Raw genomic sequence first — 17,381 nt, 5'->3', positions numbered from 1 at the left:
GCGGCCGCCCCTACGCCGTGCGCTTGCGTGGGGTCGCCTTCTTCGCCGTCGTCTTCTTCGCCGTCGCTGTCTTCTTCGTCGTCGTCTTCTTCGTCGCCGTGCTCTTCGTCGCCGCGCTCTTCGCCGTCGTCTTCTTCGCCGCCGTCTTCGACGTGGACTTGCGCGCCGGCGCCGCCGTCTTCTTCGCCGTCGTCTTCGACGTGGACTTCTTCGCGTCCGTCGCCTTCGGCGTACGCGCCCGTGGCTTCAGCTGGGTGACCTCCGCCTCCCTCTTCCCCTTCTCCGGCTCGCCCCTGGCCTCCTTCGCCGCCCTCACGCTGTTCTCCAGGGCGGCCATCAGGTCGATGACCTGGCCGCCGCCGGGCTCCTCGCCCGCGGCCGGGGGTGCGACTCCCTCGCCGCCCTCCGCCTTCGCCGCGATCATCTCCTCGACCGCGGTGCGGTAGTCGTCGTGCAGGGTGCTCATGTCGACCTCGCCCAGGGTGGCCATCAGGGCGTCCGCCAGGTCGAGTTCGGCGTCCCGTACGCTCACCGGGTTCTCCGGGGCCACGCCCTCCGGTGCGCGGATCTCGTCCGGCCAGAGCAGGCCGTGCATGGCGATCACGTCGTCCACGACGCGGAGCATCCCCAGGCGTTCCCGTCCCCTGAGGGCGTACTTGGCCACGGCCACCTTCTCGCTGCGCTTCAGCGCCTCGCGGAGCAGGGTGTACGGCTTGGCCGCCGGGACGCCGTTCGCCGAGAGGTAGTACGCGGCGTCCATCTGCAGCGGGTCGATGTCACCGGCCGGTACGAAGGCGACGATCTCGATCGTCTTCGCGGTGGGGAGCGGCAGCGAGGCCAGGTCCTCCTCGGTGATCGGGATCATGGTCCCGTCGGCGTCCTCGTAGGCCTTGCCGATCTCCGCCTGCGGGACCTCCTCGCCGTCGAGCTCGCACACCTTCTTGTAGCGGACGCGGCCGCCGTCCTCGGTGTGGATCTGCCGGAAGGAGACGGACCGGCTCTCGGTGGCGTTCACCAGCTTGATCGGGATGCTGACCAGGCCGAAGGATATGGCGCCGTTCCAGATGGATCGCACAGATGTTCCCTTCGGGTCGGATCAGGACGTTTCGTCGTCCCCGATTTGTCCGTAATCGTGGGATTCTCATCGTATGACGCCTCTCACAGAGGTGGAGGGACGGCGCCTGGCGCTCAGCAACCTGGACAAGGTGCTCCACCCGGTCACCGGCACCACCAAGGGCGAGCTGCTCCACTACTACGCGACCGTCGGAGCCGCGATCCTGCCGCATCTGCGCGATCGCCCGGTGTCCTTCCTGCGCTATCCGGACGGTCCCGAGGGGCAGCTCTTCTTCACGAAGAATCCGCCGCCCGGCACACCCTCCTGGGTGAGGACCACCCCCGTGCCGCGCTCCGAGGCCCCCCGGGCCCGGCAGGTGGTCGTCGAGGACCTCGCCTCGCTGATGTGGGCCGCGAACCTCGTCGTGGAGTTCCACACGCCCCAGTGGCGGGCGGCCTCCCCCGCCGTCGCCGACCGGCTCGTGTTCGACCTCGACCCCGGGCCGCCCGCGACGGTCGTCGAGTGCTGCCGCGTCGCCCTCCACCTGCGCGAACGGCTCGCCGCGGACGGTCTCGACGCCTTCGCCAAGACCTCCGGCTCCAAGGGGCTGCACCTGCTCGTCCCGGTGGTGCCCACCCCGTCCCCGCTCGTCTCGGCGTACGCGCGCAAGCTCGCCGTGGAGGCGGAGGCCGCCCTGCCGCGGCTCGTGGTGCACCGGATGGCCCGGGCGCTGCGGCCCGGGAAGGTCTTCGTCGACCACAGCCAGAACGCCGCCGCGAAGACCACCGCCACCCCCTACACCCTGCGGGCGCGGCCCCTCCCCATGGTGTCCGCGCCCGTCACGTGGGAGGAGGTCGAGGAGTGCGCCGGGGCCACCGCGGACCCCGAGTCCCTCGTCCTCCTCATGGATGACATCGCGCCACGTCTTGAGCGGTACGGGGAGCTCCTCGCGCCACTTTTCGCGCCCGAGCGGGCGGGGGACGTGCCGTGAACCGGGCCGGGGACGCGTCGTGAACGGGGCAGGGGCGCACGCCCGGGGCGGGCGTGGTGCCGCCGCGAGCGCCGGTGGCGGCGCTCCGGGCGGGCTTGGCGGCACCCCCGGCGGGGCCCCCGGCCGGGGCGCGCCCGCAGCCGGTGGCACTCCGGGCCACGGTCGCGCCGAGCCGCCTCGCCCCGGCAGCGGCCCCGATCGCGGTCCCGCCCCCGGCCACGGCTCCGACCTTGGCTCTGACCCCGAACCCGCCTCCGGCCGCGGCTCCCGCCCCCGCCCTCGACCCCGCCGCGACCTCGGTCCCGGGGCCGACCCTCGCCCCGGGGCCCACGACCTCGTGCTTCTTCCGCCCGTCGACGTCATGAGGCCCCGCTCCGCCGACGAGATCCCCGCGCAGGGAAGTCCGCCCAGGGAGCTCCAGTACTCGCTCAAGCTCGACGGCTTCCGCGCGCTCGCCTTCGTCCTCGGCGACGGGAAGGTCGTCCTCCAGTCGCGTTCCCGTCGCGACCTGGCCCCCGAGTTCCCCGGGATCGCCGCGCACCTGCGTGACCAGCTGCCGCCCGGGATCGTCCTCGACGGCGAGCTGTGCGCCTACCGGGAGGGGCGGCTGAGCTTCACCGACCTGCTGCGTTCCCCCGCCGACCGGGCGCGGGCCGGCGTTCCGGTCTCGTACATCGCGTTCGACCTGCTCGCGGTCCCGGGGCGCGACGTACGGGCACTGCCGCTCCGCGACCGGTGGGAGCTGCTCGGTACGGCCCTGCTCGACGCCGAGCCGCCGCTCCAGCGGGTGCTCGCCACCCGGGACGAGGAGACCGCCCGCGAATGGTTCCGCGATCTGCGGGACGCGGGCGTCGAGGGGATCGTCGCGAAGTCCCTGACCTCCACCTATCGGGCCGGCTCCACCTGGGCCTGGCGGAAGATCCGGCACATGGAGACGAGCGACGGCGTGCTGCTCGGTGTCGTCGGCCCGCCCGATCGCCCCCGGGCCCTGGTCGTACGTCTCGCGGACGGTCGTACGGTCTCCACCTCGCCCCGGCTCACCCCGGCGCAGTCGCGTGAGGTCGGCGCCCTGGCCGGGGATCGCGCGGGGCCGCTCGCCCAGGACCCCGAGCACGGTCCGGTGCGGTGGATCGACCCGCCGCTCCCCGTCGAACTGCGGCAGCTCGCCGTGCGGCAGCGGCAGGAGAACGCGACCTTCGTCCGCGTCCGGTCCGAGGGGTAGGCGGCCGGGGGACCCTGTTTCCGGGGTGGGCACTGAGTGCAACTGCCCCACTGCGTACCGCACATGGCGCAAAGAGACCGCAACTGGGGGTCTACGCGCGCCCGGTGTTGTCGGTAAGGCCTTGCTGCCTGTCCCGTGGTGCACACTTGCTGCCTGGTACAGGGCTCACGGGGAAGGCGGCCTGGCACATGCTGACGGGGATCGAGGAGGTCGACTGGGCCTCGCTGGGGCACGCGTACGGCCCCGCGGACGACGTGCCGGAGCTGCTCCGCGGACTCGCCTCCGCCGATCCCGCCGAGCGGGAGACGGCCCTCGACGGCATGTACGGGGCCGTGCACCACCAGGGCGATGTCTACGACTCCACCCTCGCCTGCATCCCCTTCCTCCTCGAACTCGTCGCCGACCCCGCCGTCCAGGACCGCGGCTGCATCGTCGAGCTGCTCACCAGCATCGGCGGGATCGAGCTCGACGACGACGAGGAACTGGACGAACTCGACCCCGACGAGGAGGAGTTCATCCCCGCCGCCAACTACGCGATGGCCGCCGCCGCGATCGCCGCCGGCGCCGACGTCTTCCTCGGGCTCGTCTCCGACCCCGACCCGGAGGTGCGGCTCGCCGCGCCCTGCGCGCTCGCCTCGCTGCACCCCGAGCCCGCGCGGGTGCTGACCCTGCTGCGGGAGCGGCTCACCGTCGAGCGGGACACCGAGGTGCGGCTCGCCCTGGTCGCCGCCGTCGGGCGGATCGCCCTGCGCCACGCGTCGCTGCGCACCGAGACCGTCGACTGGCTCGACTGGCTCGCCCGCGCCGCCCAGGACCCCGGGCTCCGGCTCGCGGCCCTCGCCCAGCGGGCGCGCTGCGCGCCCGGCGACATCCCCGACGACATCGTGCCGTGGGTGACGGGACTCCTGGAGGAGATCAGGACCTCGGCGCTGGCACCGGCCGTGCCCGGCACCGAGCGCGCCGCGACACCGACCCTCATCGGGCAGGTCCGCGAGCTCCTGGAGGAGCACGCCGCCGGGCGCCCCGCTCCCTGGACGGAGGAGCTGCTCCGGACCCTGCACGCGGCGCTCGACGACCGGGTCGACGACCGCATCGCTCTCATCCTGGCGCAGCTGCGGAGCCCCGACTGGGGCCAGCGCTCGGACGCGATCTGGCTGTGCGGCGGGTTGATACGGATCTGGCGGGGTCGGTACGAGGAGGTCGTCCGGCTCGTCGGCGACCAGCTCAACGACCCCGAGCCACGACTCCGGGAGGCCGCGACCTCGTTCCTGGAGCGTCTCTTCGAGCTGGGCGCACCCGCCGCCGACGCGCTCGCCGCCCGCCTCGCCGTGGGCACCGGCACCGGCCCTGCCCAGGCGAGCGGCAGCGGCGGCAACATCAATGGCAGCCCTCAGGCGGGCTTCGTCGGACGGTCCGGGCGCGACGGCGCCCTCCTCGCGCTCGCCCGCGCCGGGGACACCCGCGCCGTCCCGCTGCTCGCCCGCGCCCTGGAGGAGCGCGAGGTGCGGCGCGAGCTGCTGTACGCGATGGACGGTCTCGGGCCCTCCGCCGCCATGCTGGCCCCGCTGCTGCGGCGCCGGCTCGCCGAGGTCGAGCTCGACGAGCGGCTGTACGACCGGGCGGCGCCCCTGCTCTACGCCCTCGCCGCGGTACGAGGCTCCCAGGCGGTGCCGGAGGTCCTGCGGGTACTGCGCGGCGCGCCCGCGAACCGGCGCGACTGGGTGCGCGAGTCCGCGCTACGGACCCTGGCGGCGTTCGGGCCCGCGGCCCAGGAGGCCGTTCCGGACATGCGCGGGCTCCTCGCCGTCGACTCGGCCACCGTCTCCACGGCGGCGGCGCGCGCCCTGTGGGCGGCCGAGGGTGATCTGGGTGAGGTCCTGACCGCGCTGGAGCGGTGGCTCCGGCCTGGCGCCTCGGGCGCGGACTGGTGCTCGGCCGCCCAGGCCCTCGGTGAGATCGGCCCGGCCGCCGCCTCGACTGCCCACGCCCTCGGACCGGGTCTGGGCGCGCGGGACCTGTGGGTACGGGTCCGCAGTGCCGCGGCCCTGTGGCGGGTGTCCGGGGACGCGGCGGCGGCGCTGCCGGTGCTGCTCGCGGCCTGGGAGGAGAACCGGCACGCGCGCGTGGACGTGGCCGAGTGCCTGGCGGAGATGGGCCCGGCCGCATCGGAGGCGCAGCTGGTGGTCCTCACCGAGCTGACCCGACGGCGCCGTCACAACGCCCGCGAGGGCGCCTCCGGCAGCCATGACATCCACCTCGACGAGAAGCTTCTGACCGTGTGCCGGGCGGCCCTCGCGAGGATGGAGCGGGGCGCGTTCTAGGCTCCACAGCCCCGCCGGTGGGGCTGTGGAGTCCGGTCGGCGGAGCCGTGGAGCCTCAGGCCGGTGGGCGGTGGAGTCCCGGGCCAGGGGTGGCGGAGTACCCGGCCGGTGGGGCGGGCGGTTCCGGGCGGTGGGACAGTGAGCGGTGCCGGACCGACCGGGCCCGCTGCCGAACCGGCCGGGCCTATGAGTAGACAAAAAGGACTTCCCTCCGAATAAGGTCTACTGGAAGCGGGCCCGGACCGGTTCCGCCGCCCGGCGCCCCGGCCCCGGGCCACCCCGGCCGCCCCACCGACCGACCCGTACGAGGAGCAGCGTGAGACCGCGCGGAGTGCAGCTCGCCGCCGCCGGTGTCCTGTGTGCCCTCGTACTCGGCGGCGCCGTCGGCTGCGGACGCAACGAGGGCGGGCTCCAGAGCGCCGGGTCCACACCCACCGCCGTCGGGCCCGTACGCCTCTGGCCCGATCTGCCGCCCGCCACGGATCCGCCGGTCGACTACGGGGAGTCCGACACCGAGCGCGTCCCCGGCATCAAGGTCACCGACAACGACGTCCACACCGTCGACGCCGTCGCGGTGGTCGCCGCCGAGGTGCGCGCCCACCCCGGCACGTACAGCGGCGGCGACGGGCTCTACGAGGAGACCGCCCGCGCCATCGAGACCTGCGACACCGCACCGGCCGCGTGCCCCGTCATGCGGCCGTACTACCGGGACCTCACCGGGAACGGCCGGGACGAGCTGATCGTCGGGATCCGGATGCCGGACCAGCAGGTCGGCGTGCGCGTCTACCTCGCGGAGAACGGCGGGCTCACCCGCATCATGTCCACCGTCGACCAGGTCATCAGCGTGGAGCTGGCGGGCCGTGACCTGATCATGCGGGTCAGTTCCGCGGGCATCCCCGGGTACGAGTACCGCACCGCCTGGTCCTGGGACGAGCAGCAGCACAGCATGCTGCCCACCCGCGACGAGATCGTCCGCGTGAAGCCCGGCCGCACCGCGCCCCCGACCGTCCCCGCGCCCCGCCTGGTCAGCCCGACGCCGACCCCGGGCTCGACACCCCTCCCGGTCCCGCCCGACGTGGCCGTTCCCGCCGAGCCGAGCCCGTGAGGGCGCCCCGGCTGCCCGCCTGGACCGCGACCCTCACCTGGAAGGCCGCGGTCTTCATCGCGGTGATGTGCTGCGCCCTGGCCGCGCTGCTCGGCGTCCTCGTCCATGTGTCGGTGACCGGTCAGACCGTGAACGACTCGCGGGAGAAGGCCCTCGCGCGGCTCACCGACGTCACCCGGCTCTACGAGGCCGGCGAACCGCTCCCCCGGTTCGCCGGGGTCGACCCGCCCGGGCTCCCGCCCTCCCTCCACGCGCTCGCCGTCCGGGGCGAGCGCGGCACGGTGGTCGCCGACGACCGGGGCAGGCCGACGATGTGGGCGGCGGGCCCGGCGGACGGCCGCGCCCTCGCCGTACGCCTCGACTACACCCAGAGCGCCGAGACGATCGACGCGCTCGACCGCTCGATCCTCGGCTCCTCCGTCCTCGCGATCGGGGCGACGCTGCTCGTGGGCGTCTTCGCCGTCACCCGGGTCACCCGGCGGCTGCACCTCACCGCCCAGGTGGCCCGCCGGATCAGCGCGGGCGATCTCGACGCGCGCGTCGACGACCCCCGCACGAAGGACTCCTCGCGCCCCCAGGACGAGGTGGCCACGGTGTCCGGGGCGCTCGACACGATGGCCTCCTCGCTGCAGAGCAAGCTGCAGAGCGAGCAGCGGTTCACCGCCGACGTGGCGCACGAGCTGCGCACTCCGCTCACCGGGCTCTCCGCGGCGGCCGAGCTGCTGCCGGAGGGACGGCCGTCGGAGCTCGTACGGGACAGGGTGCGGGCGATGCGCGGGCTGACCGAGGACCTCCTGGAGATCTCGCGGCTCGACGCCCGCAACGAGACCGTCGACCTGGCCGTGCACGAACTCGGTCCGCTCGCCGAGCGGGTGGTGCGCGCCTCGGGCACCGCGACCGAGGTACGGGTCGTGCGGGACACGACGGTGGAGACGGACCGGCGGCGTCTGGAGCGGGTGCTCGGCAATCTGATCGCCAACGCGCACAAGCACGGCGCTCCGCCGGTGGTGCTGACGGTGGACGGCCCCGTGGTGTCCGTACGGGACCACGGGCCCGGCTATCCCGCGTATCTGCTGGAGTCGGGGCCGCAGCGGTTCCGCACCGAGAGCGGGGGCAAGGGGCACGGCCTCGGGCTGACGATCGCGGTGGGGCAGGCGGAGGTGATCGGCGCCGAGCTCGTCTTCGCGCGCGCCGCCGACGGCGAGGGCGCCGAGGCCCGGCTGCGACTGCCGGAGTACGTGAGCCTCGTGGACACGACGCCGGACGACTGACGGCACGGCCTGGCGGAAGGACCGGGCGCAGGCTGAGCAGCCCTGGTGGCCGGGAGCAGGCGAGCCGGCCCGAAATGCGGGGAACAGAAGCGCGCCACACGGCACACCGTCACACAAAAGGGACATAGGGCATACCGCTTGCTACGTTGCGGCCATGACCGCACCGCGCACGGACGCTCCCCCGCCCGGGGTACGCATGCCGAAGCGCCGCGGCGTGGAACTCTCCCTCCTCGTCTGCGCCGTCCTCATCTGCGTCTACGGGTACGCCGAGGTCGGCCTCGCCCGCAGCGGGGCCGTACCGCCGGACGCCGCGCGCTACGGGGCCGGACTCGGTCTGCTCGCGCTCCTCGCCCACCTCGCGGTCCGGTTCCGCGCGCCGTACGCCGATCCGCTGCTCCTGCCGATCGCGGTCCTGCTCAACGGCCTCGGCCTGGTGCTGATCTACCGGCTCGACCTGGAGACGCCGAAGGACCAGGCGGCGACGACGCAGCTGATCTGGTCGACGCTCGGGGTCGCGCTCTTCATCGTGGTCGTGCTGCTGCTCCGCGACCATCGCGCGCTCCAGGGGTACGCGTACGTGTCGGTGGCCGCCGCGCTCGCCCTGATGATCCTGCCGATCTTCTTCCCGGCGGTGAACGGCGCCAAGATCTGGATCCGGCTCGGCGGTCTCTCCTTCCAGCCGGGCGAGTTCGCCAAGATCCTGCTCGCGGTCTTCTTCGCCGCGTACCTCGCCGCCAACCACAACGCGCTCGCGTACACCGGCCGCCGGATCTGGAAGTTCCAGTTCCCGACCGGGCGGGTGCTCGGGCCGATCGTGGCGATCTGGCTGCTGAGCGTCGGCGTGCTCGTCCTCGAACGGGACCTGGGCACCTCGCTGCTCTTCTTCGGCCTCTTCGTGATCATGCTGTACGTGGCGACCGGCCGGACCGGATGGATCGCGGTCGGGCTCGTCCTCGCCGCCGCCGGGGCCTTCCTCGTCGGCTCGCTCGAACCGCATGTGCACAGCCGGGTGCAGGACTGGCTCGACCCGTTCGCCTCGATCCGGGCGGGGGACGGGCCCGGACAGCTCGCCCAGTCGCTCTTCTCGTTCGCGGCCGGCGGGATGCTCGGCTCGGGACTCGGCCTCGGGCATTCCGTCCTCATCGGCTTCGCCACCAAGTCGGACTTCATCCTGGCCACGGCAGGCGAGGAGTTGGGGCTCGTCGGCCTGACCGCGCTCTTCCTGCTGTACGCGCTGCTCGTCGCCCGCGGCTACCGCGCCGGCCTCTCGCTGCGGGACCCGTTCGGGCGGCTCCTCGCGATCGGGCTCGCCTCGATCGTGGCGCTCCAGGTGTTCGTGATCGCGGGCGGGGTGATGGGCCTGATCCCGCTGACCGGGATGGCGATGCCGTTCCTGGCCCAGGGAGGGTCGTCGGTGGTCACGAACTGGGTGATCGTGGCGCTCCTCATCCGGGTCAGCGACTCGGCGCGCGCACCGCAGCCGGACGACGCCGACACGGGGACGCTCGCACCGGTGAAGGAGGGGGCCTCGTGACCCGGCCGCACGCCCCCGGGGGAACCACGTGATCCGCTACGCCCGGCGGGCGGCCGCGCTCTGTCTCGTGCTTCTCGTGGCGCTCCTCGTCAACTCCGCGCGCGTGATGGTCTTCGAGGCCGAGTCGCTCGACGGCAACCCGGCCAACCGGCGCATCGCGATCAACCGCTACGCGCAGCCGCGCGGCGAGATCGTCGTCGACGGGAAGCCGGTCACCGGCTCCCGGGACAGCGGACAGCAACTGCGCTGGGAACGGACCTACCGCCGGGGACCGTTGTACGCGCCGCTCACCGGCTACTCCTCGCAGACGTACGGCACGACCCTCGTCGAGCACGCCGAGGACGCGATCCTGGCCGGCACCGATCCGATGCTGGCCCCGCTGCCGCTCTGGAACGACCTCACCCGGGGCCGGCAGCCCGGCGGCGACGTCGTGACGACGATCCGCGGCTCGATGCAGGAGGCGGCCTTCCGGGGCCTCGCCGGGAAACGGGGCGCGGTCGTCGCGGTCGAGCCGCACAGCGGCCGCATCCTCGCGCTGGTCAGCTCACCGTCGTACGACCCGGGTGTCCTCTCCGGTACGGGGCAGGGCGTCAAGGACGCCTGGAGGCGGCTCACCACCTCGCCGAACCAGCCGATGCTGAACCGGGCGCTGCGGCAGACGTATCCGCCGGGCTCCACGTTCAAGATCGTGACGGCGGCGGCGGCGCTCGACGCGGGGATGGTGCGGGACGTGGACGCGCCGACGGACACCCCGGACCCGTTCGTACTGCCCGGCACCCGGCAGGTGCTGCCGAACGAGGCGAAGGGCTGCGGCGACGCGTCCCTCGCGTACGCGATCCAGTGGTCGTGCAACACGGTGATGGCCGGCCTGGGGGTGGAGGTGGGCCTGGAGGGGATGGTCGACGCGGTGGGGAAGTTCGGCTTCAACGACACGGGGCTGCGGGTGCCGTCCTGGGTGGCCAAGTCCAACTTCGACCGGGAGATGAGTCCGGACCAGCTCGCGCTGTCGTCGATCGGACAGTTCGACACGACGGCGACGCCGCTCCAGATGGCGATGGTGGCGGCGGCGGTCGCCAACAACGGCGAGATCGCCCAGCCGTACCTCGTCGACCGCACGACGACCTCGGGCGGCACGACGATCGACCGTACGGGCCGCCGCAGTTACCGGCAGGCGATGAACCCGGCGACGGCGATGCAGCTCCAGCGGCTGATGGTGAAGGCGGTGACGGAGGGGACGGGGACGAACGCGGCGATCCCCGGGGCGCTGGTCGGCGGCAAGACGGGCACGGCCCAGCACGGTTTCGGCAACACCGGCACCCCGTACGCCTGGTTCATCGCCTGGGCGCAGGCGGAGGACGCGGCCCAGCCGGCGGTCGCGGTGGCGGTGGTCGTCGAGGACGCGGAGGCGTCCCGTACGGACATCAGCGGGGGCGGGAGCGCCGCGCCGATCGCGAGGGCGGTGATGGAGGAGGCGCTGCGGCTGGAGGAGGAGGCGCGGGGGTAGACGGGGGCGCGGGTGCGGGCGCTCGGGACTGCGTCCCGGCGGCCCCGGGTGCCTGAGCACCCTCCGCCCTCGCCCTTCGCCCTTCGCCTCCGCCCTCGCCCTTCGCCGTTCGCCCTCCGCCAGCCGTCTGCCGCCTGCCGCCTGCCGCCTGCCGTCTGCCGTCTGCCGTCTGCCGTCTGCCGTCTGCCGTGGACCGTCAGCCGGGGACCGTCAGCCGTCAGGCGATCGGCTTGCGGATCTCCGCGCGGATCTTGGCCGTCTTCTCGGCGAGTCCGGCCAGGTCGATGTCCTTCGGGTCGGCCGTGGCCTCCCCGGCGCCGACGAGGGCGACGGCGGCGGCGGTGTTCTCGTCGCCCCAGGCGCACATGGGCAGCGTCGTCGTGCTGAGTCCGTCCCTCGACGTGGTGACCTGGCAGCTGACGGTCACGCCGTACCCGGCGGGTGTGAAGTCCCTGGGCTTGACGACGAGCTTGGAGCCCTTGTCCGTGGCGGCTCCCTTGAGGATGGACGAGCGGGTGGTACCGGGGCTCTTGATCTGCCCGTACAGCCCGGAGAGGACGAGGACGGACTCGTCCTTGCCGCTGTACTGCCCGACCGCCGCCGTCGCGTCCTTCACGGTGAAGTCGGGGGTGTCCTCGATCTCCTTGCCCTGGGTGTCGGAGAGGTCGGAGACGAGGGCGAACTCGCCGTCGAGGACGGTCTGTGGGACGACCAGCTTGTGCGTCGCCGCGGGGAAGGAACCGGTGACGCCGTCGAGCCCGGCCTTGACCCCGTAACCGATGCCGCCGACCACGACCAGGGAGCCGACGACGATGGCGACGATCGCGCCGGCCGACAGCTTCTTCTTCGGGGGCGGACCCATGGGCGGCTGCCCCCAGCCGCCGGGGCCGGGGCCCGCCGGGTACTGCGGCGGAACACCGTGCTGGGGGTAGGCCTGTTGGGGGTGGCCCGGCGGAGGGAAGCCCTGCGGGGCGCCGTACGGGCCGGGCTGCTGCGGGGGCGGCACCGGCCCGCCGTACGGGTTGTGGGGCGGCTGGTTCGGCGGTGGCGGCATGGTCATGACGAGCACGCTACGTCACCTGTACGACAAACCGTTCTTCCGGGGACTCAGCCCTGCGCCGCCCCGTCCGCGATCGCGTCCGCCACCTCCGCGACCCGGGCCTGCTCCTCCTTGGCGAAGCGCTCCGCGTCGAGCTGTTCCGCGATCTCCTCGTCCTGGGTCATGAGGAGGTCGAGATTGGAGTCGCCGAGGTCGAAGACGCCCATGTCGAGGTAGGCCTTCTGGAGGCGTTCGCCCCAGAGTCCGATGTCCTTGACGCAGGGGACGATCCGGCTGAAGAGCAGCTTGCGGAAGAGGTGCAGGAACTCGCTCTGCTCGGTCAGCTCCTCCGCCTCCTTCCGCGGGATGCCGAAGTTGTCCAGGACCTCGACGCCGCGCAGCCGGTCGCGCATCAGATAGCAGCCCTCGATGACGAACTCCTCGCGTTCGCGGAGTTCGGCGTCGGACAGCTGCCGGTAGTAGTCGCGCAGGGCCATCCGGCCGAAGGCGACGTGCCGGGCCTCGTCCTGCATCACGTACGCGAGGATCTGCTTGGGCAGCGGCTTGTCGGTGGTGTCGCGGATCATGCCGAAGGCGGCGAGGGCGAGGCCCTCGATGAGGACCTGCATGCCGAGGTACGGCATGTCCCAGCGGGAGTCGCGCAGGGTGTCGTCGAGCAGGCTCTGCAGGTTGTCGTTGATCGGGTAGAGCATGCCGACCTTGTCGTGGAGGAAGCGGCCGTAGATCTCGGCGTGCCGGGCCTCGTCCATGGTCTGGGTGGCCGAGTAGAACTTGGCGTCCAGGTCGGGGACGGACTCGACGATCCTGGCGGCGCAGATCATGGCGCCCTGCTCGCCGTGGAGGAACTGGCTGAACTGCCAGGAGGCGTAGTGCCGGCGCAGGTCGCCCTTGTCCTTCTCGGTCATCTTCGCCCAGTGGCGGGTGCCGTGGAGGGTCAGGACCTCGTCGGGGGTGCCGAGGGGGTCGTACGGGTCGACCTCCAGGTCCCAGTCGATCCGGGTGGCGCCGTCCCACTGTTTGTCCTTGCCCTTCTGGTAGAGGGCGAGGAGGCGCTCGCGGCCGGCGGCCTCCATGTCGTATTCCCAGTTGAAGCGGGCGGCGCCGGTGGCGGGGACCTGCCAGCTCGGGGTGGACGGGGCCGTGGTGTAGAGGTCGCGCGTCGACACTGACGCCTCCTTGGGGGGTCGGGCCTTTCCCGTGGTGCGAGTCCTGTGGCCCGGCCAGGCTCACACGTTGGTAGACGGATCGTCAACAAGTCGCGCACAAGGGATTGACGGCGCTACTGACGGGCAGTCTGATAAACGGTGACCATCGGTAACGTCACACCGTCGCGACGAGCACAGCGAGGTGCCCCGCAACCATGACCCCCTTCACCGAGTCCACGGAGCCGGACTTCAGTCTCCTCAGGGACGCCCTGGGGCCGCTGCGCGACCGTGAGCAGGTCGCCGAACGCCTCCTGGAGTCCTCCCGCAAGCATTCCTACGACCCCGATGCCGAGCTCGACTGGGACGCGCCGTTCGAGGACGACAAGTGGTTCTGGCCGCCCGAGCTGCTCTCCCTGTACGACACGCCGCTGTGGCGCAGGATGTCCGAGGAGCAGCGGATCGCGCTCTCGCGCCACGAGGCGGCGTCGCTCGCGTCGCTCGGCGTCTGGTTCGAGATCATCCTGATGCAGCTGCTCGTCCGGCACATCTACGACAAGTCGCTGACCAGCCATCACGTCCGTTACGCGCTGACCGAGATAGCGGACGAGTGCCGGCACTCGATGATGTTCGCCCGGCTGATCCAGCAGGGCGGGACCCCGGCGTACCCGGTACCGAGGCTCTACCACAACCTCGCGCGCCTGCTGAAGACCGTGTCCACGACCCCGGGCTCGTTCGCCTCGACGCTGCTCGGCGAGGAGATCCTCGACTGGATGCAGCGGCTGACGTTCCCGGACGAGCGGGTGCAGACGCTGGTGCGCGGGGTGACCCGCATCCATGTGGTCGAGGAGGCACGGCACGTGCGGTACGCCCGCGAGGAGCTGCGGCGCCAGATGGCGACAGCGCCCCGCTGGGAGCAGGAGTTCACCCGGGTGAGCTGCGGAGAGGCGGCGCGGGTCTTCTCGACGTGCTTCGTGAACCCGCAGGTGTACGAGGCGGTGGGCCTGGACCGGCGGGAGGCGGTCGCCCAGGTGAGGGCGAGCGGGCACCGCCGCGAGGTCATGCAGTCCGGCGCACGCCGCCTGACGGACTTCCTGGACGACATCGGGGTGCTGCGGGGGGTGGGGCGACGGCTGTGGAAGTCGTCGGGGCTGCTGGCGTGAGGTGTGTGACGGGGAGCGGTCGGGGCGGAGGCTGCCGCCGCGCCGGAGGCGGCGCGGCCCGGGGCTTCGGCACTCGGGGGCCCCGCGCCGCTGTCCGAGCCGCCCCCGTGCGGGCTCCCGCAGCACAGGACGGGAAGAGAGCGCGGGCCCGGGGGAGGAACAGGCGCCCACAACGGGGGCCAGCAGCGGCGCGGGTGGCAGCCCGCGGCGGCGGGGCCCGGCCGGGCGGGCCCGGTCATGGCAGAGGCCCAACGGCGGCTGCGTCGCAGGCGGCGCGGGCTGCCGGGCGGCGTGGGCCACGGCGGGTGGGGGCATGAGGGGTCCCGCTACGCTGCGGAGCATGACTGCCGCCGCCACCCCCGCGTACCGCAGGCTCAGCGTCGAGGCGCGCCGCGGCCAGCTCCTCGAAGCCGCCCAGGAGCTCTTCGCCCACCGCACCCCCGAGGACGTCTCCCTCGACGATGTCGCCGAGGCGGCCGGCGTCTCCCGGCCCCTCGTCTACCGCTACTTCCCCGGCGGCAAGCAGCAGCTCTACGAGGCCGCCCTCCGGTCCTCCGCAGACGCCCTGAACCACTGCTTCACCGAGCCCCCGGTCGGAGCGCCCACCGAGCGGCTCGGCAGGGTGCTCGACCGCTATCTGGCCTTCGTCGACGAGCACGACGCCGGTTTCAGCGCCCTCCTGCGCGGCGGCAGCGTCGCCGAGACCTCCCGCACCACCGCGATCGTCGACGAGGTCCGCCGCGCGGCCGCCGGCCAGATCCTCGTCCACCTCGGCGTGGACCGCCCCGGCCCCCGCCTCGGCATGCTGGTCCGCACATGGATCGCCGCCGTGGAGGCCGCCTCCCTCATCTGGCTCGACGAGGACAAGCGGCCCCCGGCCCGGGAGCTGCGGGAGTGGCTCGTGGACCATCTCATCGCCCTCCTCGCCGCGAGCACGGCCAGTGACGAGGAGACCGCGCGCGTCGTCGGACGCCTCCTCGCCGAGGAGACGCCCGAGGGGCCCGTGGCCCGGCTGGCCCGCCGGGTGATCCCGGTGGTCGGCGAGGCCGCTCATCTCCTCTGAGCAGGAACCGGAGGCCGGAGGGGACACTGGAGGGGTGAGAAGCCAGAACACCTCCTTCCGTGGCGGCCCCCTCGACGGCCGGGTCCTGCCGATCCTGCTCGGCCCGACCGGCCACCCGCCGAAGTGGTACGAGATCCCGGTCCCGGCCCACAACGGGAACCCCCCGACCCTCCACACCTACCGCCGCGAGCCCGCGGGCTACACGAAGCGACTGGGTCTCCAGCGCGGCTGGATCTACGAGTACGCCCCCGAGGGCCGCGAGCGTCGCGAGCTGAAGTGGCCCTGGTCGAAGCCGAGCACCGGCGCGACCCCTCCCCGGGGCGGCGCTGAGCCGAACGAGTGAGGACGCCGGACTCACCCCCATGCGTACGGTAATCACATGAAGTGACACGTCATCATCCCCGTGGAGGTGGTGACGTGTCGCGAAGGCTGCTGCGTACGGTCTGCACGGGGGCCCTGGCCGCCGCGACCGCCCTCACCGGCGTCCTCCCGGCGGGCGCCGCCGCTCCCGAGCCGCCCGCCGATCCCCCGGTGGAGGCGCCGATCGCCTGGGCGGACCCGGCTGCGGAACCGGTGGGACCGGTCGACCCGGACGCGCCCGCACCACCCAAGGCGCCCACGGCACCCACCGCGGAACCAGCCGAGACAGCCGAGACAGCAACGACCGCGGCGGGCTCTTCCGGGAGGCAGGACGCGGCCGATCCCGCAGACCCCGACGACCCCGGCGACCCGCGGGAGTCCGCCCCTCCCACCCCGCCTCCCGCCACCGACGACGACGCCGCCGCTCTCCCTCCCCCCGGCGGCGACTCCGTCACCGCCCTGCTCACCCGGATGCGGACGCTCTACCAGCAGGCCGAGGAGGCCACCGAGCGGTTCAACGCCGCCGAGGAGGCGCTGAAGCTCCAGACCGCCGACACCAAGAGGGTCACCGCCCGGCTGACCGCCGCCCGTACCGCGCTGGCGCAGGGGCGGGCCGAGGCCGGGCGGATCGCCCGGGACCAGTACCGGGGCGGGTCCGAGTTCTCCTCGTATCTGCGGCTGCTGTTCGCGCCGGATCCCCAGTCGGCGCTCGACCAGGGGCATCTGATGGCGCGGACGTCACGGGACCGGGCGTCGGCCGTGCCGCGGCTCGAGAAGGCCGAGCGGCAAGCCGGCAGCCTGGCGAGCGCCTCCCGCAGGGCGCTCGACCGGCAGCAGACCCTCGCCGCCACGCAGCGCACCCGGCGCGACGAGGTGCGGGCCCGGCTGGCGGAGGTCGAGAAGCTGCTCGCCGCGCTCTCTCCCGAACAGCTGGCCCGGCTCACCGAGCTGGAGCGGGTCCAGACGGCGGGCGCGCAGCGCGAGCTGCTCGACTCGGGTGTCCTGAAGGGCCGGCGTACCCCGTCCGGGGCGGGCGCGGAGGCGCTGCGGTTCGCGGTGGGCCAGATCGGCAAGCCGTACGAGTGGGGGGCGGAGGGCCCGGAGACGTACGACTGCTCGGGGCTGACCCAGCGGGCGTGGGCGGCGGCGGGCCTGGAGGTGCCGCGGACGAGCCAGGAGCAGTGGGCGACACTGCCCCGGGTGTCGCTCGCGGAGCTCCGTCCCGGGGACCTGGTGGTGTATTTCCCCGGCGCGACGCATGTGGCGGTCTATCTAGGCGAGGGCCTGGTGGTGCAGGCGCCGCGGCCCGGCGGGAAGGTGAAGGTCTCCCCGATCGCGGCGAACCCGCTGCTCGGGGCGGTGCGCCCGGATCCGGACGGGGAGGCTCTGGCCGCGTACACCCCGCCGGCGCTGCCGGCGGGGGCGAGGGACGGAGCGGACGAGGGATACGACCGCGGCCCGAGGCGGTCGGCCCCGGCCTGCTCATCGCTCTGTGCATCGGCGGGGGCCGCCCCGGCTGGTACGTCGTCGGCGCGCTCTTCGCCCTGACGGGTCCGCCGGCGCCGTGGGCGGTCCGCCGGGCGGAGGCCGG

General features: G+C 73.4%; 14 protein-coding genes. 11 read left to right on the top strand and 3 right to left on the bottom strand.

Translation table 11 applies throughout. The features are described from left to right. Positions 1 to 10: 10 nt before the first annotated feature. Entirely contained in the window at positions 11 to 1,075 is a 1,065-nt protein-coding gene (gene ku / locus IF00_RS0123260) for a non-homologous end joining protein Ku (protein ID WP_030321008.1), read from the bottom strand. 73 nt (positions 1,076 to 1,148) lie between these two features. On the opposite strand from ku, the gene ligD reads away from it, so the two are divergent. From ligD to IF00_RS0123225, 7 genes are all read left to right on the top strand, one after another. Next, positions 1,149 to 2,045 (top strand): non-homologous end-joining DNA ligase, encoded by an 897-nt coding sequence (gene ligD, locus IF00_RS0123255; RefSeq protein ID WP_030321006.1) that lies wholly within the window; start codon positions 1,149 to 1,151, stop codon positions 2,043 to 2,045. A 361-nt stretch (positions 2,046 to 2,406) separates the two neighbouring features. Next, a complete protein-coding gene (locus IF00_RS0123250) occupies positions 2,407 to 3,267 on the top strand; it encodes an ATP-dependent DNA ligase (protein WP_051820579.1) in 861 nt (286 codons plus the stop codon). Positions 3,268 to 3,455: 188 nt separating this feature from the next. Then, positions 3,456 to 5,588: a hypothetical protein gene (locus tag IF00_RS0123245; protein ID WP_030321003.1), complete on the top strand. Its 2,133-nt coding sequence runs from the start codon at positions 3,456 to 3,458 to the stop codon at positions 5,586 to 5,588. Between the two features lie 316 nt (positions 5,589 to 5,904). Next, positions 5,905 to 6,693 carry a hypothetical protein gene (locus IF00_RS0123240; RefSeq protein ID WP_030321001.1) on the top strand — a complete coding sequence of 263 codons (789 nt, stop codon included), beginning with the start codon at positions 5,905 to 5,907 and terminating at the stop codon, positions 6,691 to 6,693. Further along, the gene (locus IF00_RS0123235; protein ID WP_030321000.1) at positions 6,690 to 7,964 is read left to right on the top strand and encodes a sensor histidine kinase; all 1,275 of its coding nucleotides are present in this window, start codon (positions 6,690 to 6,692) and stop codon (positions 7,962 to 7,964) included. Before IF00_RS0123240 ends, IF00_RS0123235 begins: the two co-directional genes overlap by 4 nt. A 154-nt stretch (positions 7,965 to 8,118) precedes the next feature. Beyond that, positions 8,119 to 9,498, top strand: a complete 1,380-nt coding sequence (locus IF00_RS0123230) for an FtsW/RodA/SpoVE family cell cycle protein (RefSeq protein ID WP_030320998.1) — start codon at positions 8,119 to 8,121, stop codon at positions 9,496 to 9,498. A gap of 28 nt (positions 9,499 to 9,526) precedes the next feature. Further along, the gene (locus tag IF00_RS0123225) at positions 9,527 to 11,002 is read left to right on the top strand and encodes a penicillin-binding transpeptidase domain-containing protein (protein WP_030320996.1); all 1,476 of its coding nucleotides are present in this window, start codon (positions 9,527 to 9,529) and stop codon (positions 11,000 to 11,002) included. A 217-nt stretch (positions 11,003 to 11,219) separates the two neighbouring features. Here IF00_RS0123225 and IF00_RS0123220 read toward each other — a convergent pair whose 3' ends face one another. Both IF00_RS0123220 and IF00_RS0123215 read right to left on the bottom strand, forming a co-directional pair. Then, the gene (locus IF00_RS0123220) at positions 11,220 to 12,062 is read right to left on the bottom strand and encodes a hypothetical protein (RefSeq protein WP_030320993.1); all 843 of its coding nucleotides are present in this window, start codon (positions 12,060 to 12,062) and stop codon (positions 11,220 to 11,222) included. A 47-nt stretch (positions 12,063 to 12,109) separates the two neighbouring features. Further along, positions 12,110 to 13,228, bottom strand: coding sequence for a ferritin-like domain-containing protein (locus tag IF00_RS0123215; RefSeq protein WP_030320989.1), 1,119 nt, complete (start codon positions 13,226 to 13,228; stop codon positions 12,110 to 12,112). A 194-nt stretch (positions 13,229 to 13,422) separates the two neighbouring features. Between IF00_RS0123215 and IF00_RS0123210 the strand changes: the two genes are divergently transcribed. The 4 genes from IF00_RS0123210 (at position 13,423) to IF00_RS0123195 (ending at position 17,338) form a co-directional block, all read left to right on the top strand. Continuing rightward, complete coding sequence (locus tag IF00_RS0123210) at positions 13,423 to 14,367, top strand: AurF N-oxygenase family protein (protein ID WP_030320987.1); 945 nt, start codon at positions 13,423 to 13,425, stop codon at positions 14,365 to 14,367. Between the two features lie 340 nt (positions 14,368 to 14,707). Further along, entirely contained in the window at positions 14,708 to 15,430 is a 723-nt protein-coding gene (locus tag IF00_RS0123205) for a TetR/AcrR family transcriptional regulator (protein ID WP_030320983.1), read from the top strand. 34 nt (positions 15,431 to 15,464) lie between these two features. Then, the gene (locus IF00_RS0123200; protein ID WP_030320979.1) at positions 15,465 to 15,773 is read left to right on the top strand and encodes a hypothetical protein; all 309 of its coding nucleotides are present in this window, start codon (positions 15,465 to 15,467) and stop codon (positions 15,771 to 15,773) included. Between the two features lie 74 nt (positions 15,774 to 15,847). Then, positions 15,848 to 17,338: a C40 family peptidase gene (locus IF00_RS0123195; RefSeq protein WP_078944816.1), complete on the top strand. Its 1,491-nt coding sequence runs from the start codon at positions 15,848 to 15,850 to the stop codon at positions 17,336 to 17,338. Positions 17,339 to 17,381 lie beyond the last annotated feature (43 nt).

The sequence above is a fragment of the Streptomyces flavochromogenes genome (genome assembly GCF_000717595.1).
Taxonomy (GTDB): domain Bacteria; phylum Actinomycetota; class Actinomycetes; order Streptomycetales; family Streptomycetaceae; genus Streptomyces; species Streptomyces flavochromogenes.
This window is presented reverse-complemented; position numbering and strand designations above follow the sequence as displayed.

What these genes read in the sequence shown, in the direction of transcription:
- IF00_RS0123220 (WP_030320993.1), bottom strand. Translation starts at nt 12,062, where the DNA reads ATGACCATGCCGCCACCGCCGAACCAGCCGCCCCACAACCCGTACGGC.
- IF00_RS0123245 (WP_030321003.1), top strand. Translation starts at nt 3,456, where the DNA reads ATGCTGACGGGGATCGAGGAGGTCGACTGGGCCTCGCTGGGGCACGCG.
- IF00_RS0123205 (WP_030320983.1), top strand. Translation starts at nt 14,708, where the DNA reads ATGACTGCCGCCGCCACCCCCGCGTACCGCAGGCTCAGCGTCGAGGCG.
- ligD (WP_030321006.1), top strand. Translation starts at nt 1,149, where the DNA reads ATGACGCCTCTCACAGAGGTGGAGGGACGGCGCCTGGCGCTCAGCAAC.
- IF00_RS0123210 (WP_030320987.1), top strand. Translation starts at nt 13,423, where the DNA reads ATGACCCCCTTCACCGAGTCCACGGAGCCGGACTTCAGTCTCCTCAGG.
- IF00_RS0123250 (WP_051820579.1), top strand. Translation starts at nt 2,407, where the DNA reads ATGAGGCCCCGCTCCGCCGACGAGATCCCCGCGCAGGGAAGTCCGCCC.
- IF00_RS0123230 (WP_030320998.1), top strand. Translation starts at nt 8,119, where the DNA reads ATGACCGCACCGCGCACGGACGCTCCCCCGCCCGGGGTACGCATGCCG.